Raw genomic sequence first — 11424 nt, 5'->3', positions numbered from 1 at the left:
AAGAGGGAGTGTTCTTCGCTCGCCCCGACAACGACTAACGGTCTATGAATCGCCCCGGGATGTCCGGAGATTCTGAGCTTTCGGAAGGTTGGAGTCATGGCAGGCAATACGAACGAGCGCTATCCCGCTGAGCTGAGGGCCCGGGCGGTGCGGATTATATTACGAGACCTGCCCGAACTATGACAGAGATTGGCCGCCCGTGTGTCTCGGTGGCGCCGGACCGGTTGTGGGTTGGCTGGCCGGGACCGAGTTGATCAAAACCCGGGGCAGTCCAATGCGTGTGGAGGTGGTTCATTCGTCCCGCCGTTCGATCCCACCCAGGAACGGACTCAATAATGACTGTTGGGGAGTTTTGTACTCCTGCCCGTGGCGCGATCGGATTGAGACTTAGACTGAGCATCAACACAATGTCAGCGTCTGGACGAAGTACCGCTCAGACAAATGTGGGAAAGGATGGATTGTCGTGGCATTCAATTTGAAGAATCGTCATCTGTTGTCGCTGGCGCACCACAGCACCGAAGAGATCGAATTCCTCGTTCGACTCGCTGCCCAGCTCAAGCAGGCCAAATACTCCGGGACTGAGCAGCCCATGCTCAAGGGAAAGAACATCGCCCTCATTTTTGAGAAGGCATCGACGCGTACCCGGTGTGCCTTCGAGGTGGCAGCCCATGATCAGGGTGCCGACGTCACGTACTTGGGTCCGAGCGGATCCCACATCGGTCACAAGGAGTCCATGAAGGACACCGCCCGGGTGCTGGGGCGCATGTACGACGCCATCGAATATCGCGGGTTCCATCAATCCGTCGTCGAGGAGTTGGCCGAGTATGCCGGTGTGCCGGTTTTTAATGGCCTGACCGACGAGTTCCACCCCACTCAGATGCTCGCCGATGCCCTGACCATGCAGGAGGACGCTCACAAGCCCTTCCACCAAATCTCGTTCGCCTACGTCGGCGATGGTCGAAACAACATGGGTCGTTCCCTGCTGTTGCTGGGTGCCAAGCTCGGTATGGATGTCAGGATTGGGGCCCCGGAGGGCCTGCAACCCGAGCCAGAGCTCGTCGAGCAGTGCCACAAGTGGGCCGAGGAGTCCGGTGGCAAGGTGCTTGTCACGGCGTCGGCTGAGGAAGCCGTTCGTGACGTCGACTTCATTCACACGGATGTGTGGGTGTCGATGGGTGAGCCCGTGGAGAGCTGGGGTGAGCGGATCGACACCCTTATGCCGTTCCAGATCAACGATGATCTGGTCAAGGCTGCCAACAATCCGCGTGTCAAGGTCATGCACTGCCTGCCGGCGTTCCACAACAGTGAGACGACTGTGGGCGCCGAAATCGCCGAGGCCTACCCGCAGCTGGCCAATGGCATCGAGGTCACCGAGTCGGTGTTCGAGTCCCCGGCGTGCATTGCTTTCGACCAGGCCGAGAACCGCATGCACACCATCAAAGCGGTCATGGTCGCCTCCCTGGCTTGACGGTGGGACGGGAGGAAGAACCCATGAGAATCTTGGTTGCGTTGGGCGGCAATGCTCTGCTGCGACGTGGTCAACCCATGACGGCAGAGAATCAGCGCGCCAATGTGAGGATTGCGGCTGAGCGGATCAAGGAGGTCGCCGTCGACCATGAGGTCGTCGTGGCTCACGGTAATGGTCCGCAGGTGGGTCTGCTGGCCTTGCAGTCGACGGCGTACGAGGAAGTCGGCATCTATCCGCTGGATGTGTTGGGGGCTGAGTCCCAGGCCATGATCGGCTACATGATCGAGCAGGAGCTGGGTAATGTCATGCCCAAGGAGCAGCAGATCGTCACCATGATCACGATGACGGTCGTTGACGCTGATGATCCTGCCTTCGATAATCCTACCAAGCCGATCGGCCCGGTCTATGACCGGGAGACCGCGGAGAGGTTGGCTGTCGAGAAGGGGTGGTCCATCGCCGCTGATGGTGAGTATTTCCGTCGGGTGGTGGCCTCCCCGCAGCCGCGTAACATTGTTGAGCAGAAGGCGATTCGTCAGCTGGTCGATTCTGGTGTCCTCGTCGTGTGTGCTGGTGGCGGTGGCGTCCCGTGCGTGTTCGACAAGGAGGGCAGCCTTCATGGTGTTGAGGCTGTTATCGACAAGGACTTGGCGTCGGCTGAGTTGGCGGTGCGGGCTGGGGCTGATCTTCTGGTCATCGCCACGGACGTTGATGGTGTCTACCAGGGCTGGGGCACTCCTGGCCAGGCGTTCATTAAGGAGATGCGCGCCGAGGATGCCCTTAACGCGGAGTTCGCGGCAGGGTCCATGGGTCCGAAGGTTCGGGCAGCATGCAACTTCGCCCTGGCGACCGGGAAACGTGCCGTCATTGGTTCCCTTGAGGACATTCGCGGTCTCGTTGACGGCACCTGCGGCACGGCGATCGTTTCCGATTCACCCGGAGGCGTCGAGCTTGACTGAGTAGTTCACGCACGAGTGCCGCAGCCTTGGCTGGCTGCGGCACTCGTGGCAGCTATGGGCGTTCCTCGATGGTTCGGGCATCGACGAGGTTGAGCCCCATGATCTTTCCGACCAGGCCACGCGCAGTGAACAACACCGAGATGAGTTCGACGAGCAGGACGATGGTTCCGATGCTTGCCAAGATGCTGAATCTGGTGTCGGCGAGGTGAGAGCACATGAGGGCCATACCGATGACGAGGCTATGACGTCGGCCTGCGGGTAGTCCACGGGGTGTGGTCCAGGCCAGGTGGGCCGTCCCCATCCCGGGAGAGACGCCGAGGCGTCCAGCCATGGCAATGATGACGTAGACGAGGTTGAGAGCCACGAGAAGCGGTGTCCCGCAGGTTTCCATGGCGTCTACGGCGGCAATCTTGTTCTCGGGGTTGTTGTAGAGCAAGACCATGCCGATCGCGGCTGTGATGCCCATGGCTGCGATGTCGATGAGGACGACCCACCAGACGTCAATGAGGAGTGCGAGGAACCGCCGTCCTTTGGTGACTGCGCGCGACTCGTCGGCTTGCTTCTCCATCTTCTCGGGGGTTTGCGAGAAGTGTGGGGCAAAAGTCGTGGTGAGGACGCCGAAGATACCGCCAAGGGTGTTGGTGATGAGGTCGTTGATGTCAGCGACGCGGTATTGGCAGTTGGATATGAACCAGTTTCCGGTGTACTGGGTGAGCTCGATGACTAGGGAGGTTCCGAAGCCGAACAGCACCGCGATCCAGGGGCGCATCCGGAGCAGTCGGACTGCGTAGAAGCCCAGTGGAACGAAGAGGGCGACGTTGAGCACCATTTGCATCATCGAGGAGCTGGTGAGCACCTCCATGATGGGTGCACCGGCGAAGTGGTGGGCCATGTCACGGAAGTACTCGGTGGGATCGAGGATGAAGTGACGCGGATGGGCTGCGCAGTATTCATCGGACAGTGGCGGCACTGGGAAGATTGTGTAGGCGATGAGCGCGCTGACATACACGAAGTTGGTGAAGATCAGCACCATCCGTCCGAAAGAGGGTGCGCCGAAGCGCCTGAACTGGTGGATGAGCACGGGGACGAACGTGACGACGCTGATGCCTGCGCCAATGAGCACCGAGATGAGTGATTTTTCGAGCATGGGGCCTTCCGATGATGAGCGATGGTCAACATTGCAGGTCGAGGTGTCGTCGCGCATCCTCCTGCGGGACGAAAACCGAGTTCGACATGGGTTATGGCCTAGGGTCCGAGTTGACGAGGCTGATATGGTAATGAGAACCAGTCGCAGAAAGACTCGAGTACAACGAACAGGAAGATTATGAAGGTCAGGAACTCCTTGCGAGCCCTCAAGAACCAGCCCGGCTCCCAGGTGGTGCGCCGCCGTGGCCGCGTTTATGTCATCAACAAGAAGAACCCGCGGTTGAAGGCTCGTCAGGGCTGAAACGGTGCCAGCTGCCTCCGGCGACGGCCGGAAATGAGTGATCGCCCGTCTCAATCTGAGGCGGGCGATCACTGTGTCACGACATCATTGCGCGCGTGTCGTGGTGGCCTTCGTGTCGACGAGATGAAGATGCATGACCTTGGCGATGATGCCCCGCTCGTCCCACAGCACCGAGACGGCCTCAATGAACAGGATGATGATGCCGATCGACGCGAACGTGCCAACCCATGTCTTGCCGAGAACCGAGAGGATGAAGGCCGCACCGATGACGGAGGTGTGAACTCGTCCAGACGGGTGCCCATCCGCGTCAACCCACGCGAGACGCATGGCGTTGGTTCCTGGGGAGGAGCCGAGGCGTCCTGCCACTGAGATGATGACGTAACCGATACTGATGGCCAGGAGGAGTGCGGTGCCGATCGGTTTGGTGGCCGACTCGATGGCTGACTTGTGAGCGATATCGCTGATCTCGTACAGCGCGGTGCCGCCCACGAAGAGGCCCCACCCGATCCCGGTGAGGGCGCTTACGCAAATCACATCGATGAGCAGGGCGCAGAATCGCCGCCCTCTTGTTGTCGGCTTGGGCTCACCCGGAAGCTTGCGCTCCTTGCGAGTTTTGATGACGAGGGTGGGGATGAGGAGGATTACGAGAATGGCGATGGCAATGAGGCCAAGGATGAGCTGTTGGCTGGCCATGAGATGTCCTTCCTCGTCATGGGGCGATGATCGGGATGGAATCCACCGTGCCAGTGGAGCGGGTCATCAGGCATCGTGCTGTGGTACCAAAAGCGAGTGGTACACGGGTTTGACCGTAACGGTAGCAGGAGACAGTACGATCGCCCGTCCTTTCCGGAGGGGCGATCGTGGCTGTGTTTCAGGATTACTGAGACGTCAGTCGTCGTCTCCAGCCTTCTTGGTGGCCTCGACGACAGCCTCTTCGGTGACGTCGAGGTGCTCCAAGCGCCACTGAGCCTGCCAGGCCGCGCCGATGATACCGGCTCGGTTGAACAGCTGGGCCGGGACGATCGGGGTCTCTAGGTTGAGGTACTTGAAGAACTTTTCGTGGTCCTTGGAGACACCGCCGCCGACGACGAAGAGGTCGGGAGAAAACAACATCTCGACGACCTCGTAGTAACGCTGCAGGCGCTTGGTCGCCCAATCCTTGTAGGATATCTTCTTGCGGTCCTTGACCGAGGAGGCGGCGCGCTTCTCGGCGTCATGGCCGTCGATCTCAAGATGGCCGAGCTCGGTGTTCGGCAGCAGGATGCCATTGTTGATGACAGCAGACCCGATGCCAGTGCCCAGGGTGGTGAGGATGACGACGTCCGGGACACCCTTGGCTGCACCGTAGTGGACCTCACCCAGGCCAGCGGCGTCTGCGTCGTTGAGGACGGTCACGGGGCGGCCGAGGGCATCACTGATGTAGTCCTCGGCGTGCAGGCCGGCCCACCCCTGGTCGAGGTTGGCGATGAAGGGGATGACGCCGTGGCGTGCCGGGGCGGGGAAGGAGATGCCAACCGGTCCGTCGCCAATGGTGGGGGCGAAGTTGTCGACGATCTCGCGCAGCACGGCGACGACGTTCTTCGGGGACGACTTCCCAGGGGTGGGGATGCGAAGTCGCGGTTCGGCAAAGTCTCCGATGTCGAGGTCAACCGGGGCTCCCTTGATCCCGGAGCCGCCGACGTCAATTCCCAGCACGTTGCTCATGGTTGACAAGCGTAGTGGTTGCCAGTGGGAGGAGTGGTGGCGCAGAGGGCAGATGGCTATTGACCGTGAGCGGTATTGGCGGTGGAGTCCGTTCTGACGCCGTGGGGTCGAGCCGGGATGTCGGGCGACCTTGCACCGATGGGTTCGTCGGAGGAGACAGCGGGTGCGGTCGCCGGGTGCTCCGTCGGGGACAGCTCTCGAGCGCGTGCGGCACGGGTGCGGTCCATCTGCCCCATGACGAAGGTCCGGGCATCAGAGGCGTCGAGGTGGGAACACGACACCGTCACCGGACCCGACGAGGTGTGCACGTAGACGTCAGCGAGGCCCAGTCGACGCTGCAGCGGCCCCTGTGCCAGCCGTACTGACTGCGATCGGGCATGCGGGACGATGCTCAGGGTGCGGTTGAACAGCCCCTTTCGGGTCACGACGACCTCGTCGTCAAACCCCCATGCGATGACCGTCTGGTCGAACCAGCGGAACCACCGGGCACGTTTCGGGATTCCGTTGAGATGCACCGAGTCCAGTCGGAATCCGGGCCATAACGCGTCGAGGGCGGCGCGGACCTGCTCGTCGTCACCAATGGGCAGCAGAACTGTTGACTGTTCGACATCCGACAGCCCGGCACCGCCGAGCACCGTCATTGTGATACGAGAGACTCCGAGTGGACGCCACAGCAGCGGAGTAGACACCTCCACCGCCTGCACCCTACGGACGGGGACGGTGCGCGTCGTCAGGCTGGTCAGACCGTGGACAGCTTTGAGCGCACCTGCCGACCTCAGCAGACGGAACTTCCACGCGGCGTCGAGCTGCTTCCACACCACACCGACCATGGACAGCAGCAACGCAAGGATGGCGGCAATGCCGAGAGGCTGATGATCGACGACGCTGAAAACGATCGACGCGATGAGAGCCAGTACTTGGAACACGAAGGTCATTGACAAGAACCCGGCGATGAGGGCTCGCTTGGCGGTGACGTTGACGATTTCGTGCTCGTCGCGGCGCTGGTCCCACCATTGAGATCCGACGCCGTCACCTACCGCATCAGTATGAGACTGAGCGATCTCGTGGCGTGCCCGCGAGATGAGCAGGTCGCGCAACTCATAGGCCTCGCCGCGTTTCAGGAACTCGATCTTCTTGGAGTTGGATGCGCCGACGTCGATGTTGAGGCTTGCCAGACCGACGATCCGGGCGGCAAAGGGCTGGACGACGTCGATTCCCTGAATCTTGGACAAGGCCAGCCGGTCGGATTCGTGGGTGATGAAGCGGTGCTCGATGCGCACCTCGTCCTCGTCGATGTGGAACCTCGTGGTCGCCCACACGAAGGCTCCCACAATGACCTGCAGGATCGCCACGACGACGATGATGCTTCCGCCGATTCCCAGTTCGCGGACGGACAATGACCGCAGGTCCTTGCCGTCCTCGAGCAACTGCTTGAACAGGATGAAGGCTGCGGCTGCGATGACCATCCAGCCACGCACCAGCGGGGTTGCCCAATGGGGGGCGTCTCTCCAGCGTTCTCTCGGGTTCGGGCTGGGGTTGCTCGATTACCGGGGCGGGCGGAATGGTGATGTCGCGTCGATCCCCGTCGAGGGGTCGTTCCTGCGGGGTCACAGGGCCGCGTCCTTCTCCTCGGCCATCTCCGTGATTCGGTCGCGCAGGGCCTGGGCTTCCCCGGCTGGCAAACCGTCAAGCGAGGCGTTGGTCGCCATGGCAGCGGTGACCAGTTCCACCGAGGCCACGCCCCAGTGGCGGTCGACGGGGCCAGCCTTGATTTCAACGGCCTGCATTCTGCCGTAGGGAACGATGACCATGTGACGGAACCACGGCCCGGAACGGATGCACAGGTCGCTTCCGCGTTCGCACCAGCCCATGGCTGCGACGACGGCTGGCATCCGCGAGAATCGCCATCCGGTGAAGGCCAGGCCGACGACCGCCGCGATGACACCGGCCCACCAGGTGACGAAGATCCCCAGCACGACGGCGAGGGCGACCGTCAGGATGCCCCAGGTTAGGCAGACCATGAGCCTCTTGACGGTCACGAATTTCGGGGAGACCGGATGCCATTCGCCTCCGGGAGGGCTGAAGAGTTCGTCCACGTCATAGGACCCTAACAAGGGATGATGTCAGCCCCAAAGCATATTTTGGGGCTGACATCGTCCGCGTGCATGCCATGGCGACTTCATGCACGCTCACCATCGGGGTGACGAATACCCCACGAACGAGGACTCGTCGAAGATCGGGGTCCGCTCCCGATCTCACCGACCACCGTTGGCGTGGGCATTGACCTCGTAGGAGGTGTTGGTGGCCTCGAAGAAATTGACCAGCTGGAGGGTGTCATTGGCCGTGGCCATCCATTTCGCCGGGTTGGCGACGCGGTACTCCGGCTCGAACCCGAGCTCCTCCAGACGACGATCTGCCAGGTACTTGACGTAGTCATTGACGTAATCAGCATTCATTCCGAGGATGCCGCGGGGGAGCATGTCGCGGTTGTACTGCTCCTCCATGGACACCCCCTCGACGATCATGTCGTGGATCTCGGTCGCGAACTCCTCGGTGGCGACCTCCGGGTTCTCCTCCAACACCGTCAGGATGAGATTCATGCCGAATTTCAGGTGGAGGGACTCGTCGCGGACCACCCAGTCGATGAGGGAGCCGAAATTGCGCAGCAGGTTTCGCTGCCGGAAGGACAGCGCGACCATGAATCCCGAGTAGAACCAGATGCCCTCAAGGATGATGTTGTAAGCCACCAGGTTGCGCACGAAGTCCTGCTTTCCCTCGATGGTGGTGATGTCGAGGGTCTGCTCGGTCATCCGCTTGATGAAGGCCACCTCGAAGGACTCCTTGCGGGCCATCGACGGGACGTGGACGTGGGAGCGGTAGGCCTCCTCACGGTCGATCGGGAAGGTCTCAAGGACATACTCGAATGCCATGCAGTGGTTGGCCTCCTCCCACATCTGCTTGGCCAGGTACAAGTGGCACTCGGCCGCATTGACGTAGGGGTAGACCCCGAAGGCCAACGCCTTGTTGACCAGCAGCTCGTTGGGGTTGAAGTAGCTCATGAGGTGGGTCAGGGCATGGTGCTCGTCGGGAGTCATCCGGCCGAAGTCGGCGAGGTCCTCGTCGAGCTGGATCTCGTTGGGGAACCACGTGTTCGCCACGGCCTGGTTGTAGAGGTCGTAGGCCCACGGGTAGATGACGGGCTTGAGCAGCAACCCCTCGTGGATTCCGGATCCAAGGATCATGGTGTTCTCGCTTTCAGTGGGTGGAACGGTCGTCGGTCACTGGCAGGACTCGCACTGCAGGCGCTCCTGTGGGTCCACCGGGCAGGAGGTGCCGTCGCCGAGATCGAGGGCCATGACGGGTTCGGCGTCGAGTACCTCGGTCAGGGGCTTTTCGATGGTCGCGGTGCTGGTGTCACGCCGTGCTGCGGTGGCGAACCCACGACGAGGACCGTTGCGATGTCCGGCAGCCTTGTTGACCGCCACCGTTGACTGCTCGGCGGTGTGACGGGGCAGCATGTGGAGGTAGTAGGTCGTCTTGACGCCCATTCGCCATGCCGCGGTGTAGAGGTCCTCCATGTCGCCGACCGACCGGGAGGCCAGGTAGATGTTGCGGCTGATGGCCTGGTCCACCCACTTCTGCGCCCGGGCGGCCACGTTGAGGTAGGCCATCGGATCCAGGGTGAAGGAGGTGCGGTACAGACGCCGTAGGGAGGCCGGGATGGCCTCGATCTCGCTGGGATCCCCCTGGCGGCGCAGCAATTCCTCGCGTACCTTCTCCCACAGCCCGAGGTCCTTGAGGTCGGCCACCAGATTGCGGTTGACCTCGAGGAACTTCCCGGCCGAGGTGGCTCGGGAGAACATCTGGGAGAACTGCGGGTCCAGACCCGGCGTCGTGCCAGCGACCAGGCCGATCGACGCCGTCGGGGCGATGGCCATCAGAGTGGCATTGCGCATCCCGCGACTCACCTTGGTACGCAGCCCGTCCCAGTCCATCCTCGTCGTCCGGTCGACGTCAACGGGAATGCCACGGTCGCGCTCCAGGACGGCCAGAGTGTCGACCGGGACCATCCCCTCCGACCAGCCGGATCCCGCGAACATCGGGTACGAGCCACGCTCGGTGGCCAGATCAGCGGAGGTGTCGATGGCGTGCCAGCTGATGAATTCAATGATCCGGTCGACGATCTCGCAGGCCTCGGAGGAGTCGTAGGGAATCCGCACTTGCTCGAGCATGTCCGTCAGCCCCATGACGCCCAGGCCGATGGCCCGGTTCTCCACGTTGGATCGCTCGGCCTGAGGCACCGCCGAAGCGGTGATGTCGACGAGGTTGTCGAGGTGGCGCACCGCCAGCCGAGTGGTGGCGGCCAGTTGGTTCCAGTCGATGCGACGCTTCCCGCGCGGCCCGACGAGGTGCCCGGCGAGGTTGACCGAAGCCAGGTTGCACACCGAGGTGTGGTCGCGGTCCTGGGGCAGGCAGATCTCGGTGCACAGATTCGAGGAGTGGATCGTCCCGGTGTTGCTGTTCAACGCGCGGGTATTGACGCTGTCCTTCCACGTCAACCACGGGTGGGATGTCGTCTGCAGGCTCACCAGTATGGCTCGGAATTGTTCGCGGGCCGTGGTGCGGTGGAAACGCCTGATGTGGCCGGCCTCGGCCTCGGCGATGTAGTGGGCGTAACGCTTCGAGAAGGCCGACCCGGTGAGCTCGGTGAGATCGGGGGTCTCGGCGGGGTCGAAGAGGTACCAGTCCTCGTCCTTGGCGACGCGCTTCATGAACTCGTCGGAGATCCACACCGCGGTGTCGGCGGTACGGGTGCGTCGGTACGGGTCACCGGAGTTCTGCCGCAGGTCGAGGAACTGGGGGAAGTCCATATGCCAGTTCTCCATGTAGAAGCACAGAGCGCCGAGCTTCTTGCCTCCTCGGGAGACGGCTCGCAGCGTCGAGTCGATGGTGTGCATGAAGGGGATCGGACCGGTCGACGCAGTGTTGTCGGAGCGAATAGGTGACCCCTCGCAGCGCAGGTCAGACATCGACAGCCCGATGCCGCCGGTGCCCTTTGTGATCCACATGACGTCACGGATCGTCCGGGCGATGTGCTCCAAGTCGTCCTCGGTGCGCATGACGAAGCAGTTGGACAGCTGGCCAGCCGGGGTGCCCGCGTTGACAAGGGTGGATCCAGCCGCGAGATGACGCAGGTTGCTCATCGAGTCGTAGAGGGCGAGGGCAGAGGAGGTCGGATCGTCCTCGGTGAGGCTGAGCCCCATAGCCACGCGCATCCAGAAGTACTGCGGTACTTCCAACGCTCGCTGGTCGGGGGTACGCAGCAGATAACGGTTGACCATGGTGCGCACGCCGGTGAAGCCGATGAGGTCGTCACGGGCGGGATCAAGGGCCGTGGCGAGGGCGTCGAGGTCGAAGAGCCGCCCCAGTCGCTCGTCAAGGTGGCCGTCGGCGACGAGCTTGTCGATCGTGCGCGGGAAGTAGGCATGGTGGAGGTCTCGCACCCGCTCGGGGCTGGCGTCACCGAGACCGTCGTGGGTGTCGCCGAACACCTCCTTGTACAGCTTCTTGACGGCGATTCGGCTGGCAATGGTGTCGAAGGCAGGGTCGTCCTTGGCATTGCCCAGAGCCACCTGGATGACGGCCTCGTCCAAGGCGTCGGTGGTGATCCCGTCGAATAGGGTGATCTCCACCTCGGCCTGCAGCAGGGTTGCCCGGGCAACGGCGTCGTCGAGCCCACGGGCTGAGTCAATGATGGATGCGGCGACTTCGTTGCCGTCGTAAGGGGCCAGGGATCCGTCGCGCTTGCGGACGCGGATGGTCGAGATGGGGTCGGCGCTCATTGCAAT

General features: G+C 62.3%; 9 protein-coding genes and 3 pseudogenes. 3 read left to right on the top strand and 9 right to left on the bottom strand.

Annotated elements, in window-relative coordinates; genetic code table 11:
- Positions 1 to 463 precede the first annotated feature (463 nt).
- Positions 464 to 1468, top strand: a complete 1005-nt coding sequence (locus tag HMPREF9153_RS03525) for an ornithine carbamoyltransferase (RefSeq protein WP_004809490.1) — start codon at positions 464 to 466, stop codon at positions 1466 to 1468.
- Positions 1469 to 1491: 23 nt separating this feature from the next.
- Positions 1492 to 2424, top strand: a complete 933-nt coding sequence (gene arcC, locus HMPREF9153_RS03520) for a carbamate kinase (protein WP_004809487.1) — start codon at positions 1492 to 1494, stop codon at positions 2422 to 2424.
- Positions 2425 to 2476: 52 nt separating this feature from the next.
- Here arcC and HMPREF9153_RS03515 read toward each other — a convergent pair whose 3' ends face one another.
- Positions 2477 to 3571 carry a VanZ family protein gene (locus HMPREF9153_RS03515; RefSeq protein WP_004809485.1) on the bottom strand — a complete coding sequence of 365 codons (1095 nt, stop codon included), beginning with the start codon at positions 3569 to 3571 and terminating at the stop codon, positions 2477 to 2479.
- 177 nt (positions 3572 to 3748) lie between these two features.
- Between HMPREF9153_RS03515 and ykgO the strand changes: the two genes are divergently transcribed.
- Positions 3749 to 3871 (top strand): type B 50S ribosomal protein L36, encoded by a 123-nt coding sequence (ykgO, locus tag HMPREF9153_RS03510; RefSeq protein ID WP_023032003.1) that lies wholly within the window; start codon positions 3749 to 3751, stop codon positions 3869 to 3871.
- A gap of 84 nt (positions 3872 to 3955) precedes the next feature.
- On the opposite strand, the gene HMPREF9153_RS03505 is transcribed toward ykgO, so the two are convergent.
- The 8 genes and pseudogenes from HMPREF9153_RS03505 to HMPREF9153_RS03480 form a co-directional block, all read right to left on the bottom strand.
- Positions 3956 to 4564, bottom strand: a complete 609-nt coding sequence (locus tag HMPREF9153_RS03505) for an RDD family protein (protein WP_004809483.1) — start codon at positions 4562 to 4564, stop codon at positions 3956 to 3958.
- A 195-nt stretch (positions 4565 to 4759) separates the two neighbouring features.
- Positions 4760 to 5635, bottom strand: coding sequence for a polyphosphate--glucose phosphotransferase (gene ppgK / locus HMPREF9153_RS03500; RefSeq protein WP_370882834.1), 876 nt, complete (start codon positions 5633 to 5635; stop codon positions 4760 to 4762).
- Positions 5632 to 6000 (bottom strand): annotated as a pseudogene (locus HMPREF9153_RS12605) (PH domain-containing protein); the annotation flags it as partial. The gene ppgK and the pseudogene HMPREF9153_RS12605, both read right to left, overlap by 4 nt.
- A 39-nt stretch (positions 6001 to 6039) precedes the next feature.
- Positions 6040 to 6216 (bottom strand): annotated as a pseudogene (locus tag HMPREF9153_RS12980) (PH domain-containing protein); the annotation flags it as partial.
- A gap of 198 nt (positions 6217 to 6414) precedes the next feature.
- Positions 6415 to 7041, bottom strand: a pseudogene (locus HMPREF9153_RS12925) (PH domain-containing protein); the annotation flags it as partial.
- A 141-nt stretch (positions 7042 to 7182) separates the two neighbouring features.
- Complete coding sequence (locus tag HMPREF9153_RS12590; protein WP_489687021.1) at positions 7183 to 7551, bottom strand: PH domain-containing protein; 369 nt, start codon at positions 7549 to 7551, stop codon at positions 7183 to 7185.
- Between the two features lie 279 nt (positions 7552 to 7830).
- Positions 7831 to 8817, bottom strand: coding sequence for a ribonucleotide-diphosphate reductase subunit beta (locus HMPREF9153_RS03485; RefSeq protein ID WP_004809475.1), 987 nt, complete (start codon positions 8815 to 8817; stop codon positions 7831 to 7833).
- A gap of 36 nt (positions 8818 to 8853) precedes the next feature.
- The gene (locus HMPREF9153_RS03480; RefSeq protein WP_004809473.1) at positions 8854 to 11418 is read right to left on the bottom strand and encodes a ribonucleoside-diphosphate reductase subunit alpha; all 2565 of its coding nucleotides are present in this window, start codon (positions 11416 to 11418) and stop codon (positions 8854 to 8856) included.
- Between the last annotated feature and the right edge of the window lie 6 nt (positions 11419 to 11424).

This window comes from Cutibacterium avidum ATCC 25577 (assembly GCF_000227295.1).
In the GTDB taxonomy this organism is placed as follows: domain Bacteria; phylum Actinomycetota; class Actinomycetes; order Propionibacteriales; family Propionibacteriaceae; genus Cutibacterium; species Cutibacterium avidum.
This window is presented reverse-complemented; position numbering and strand designations above follow the sequence as displayed.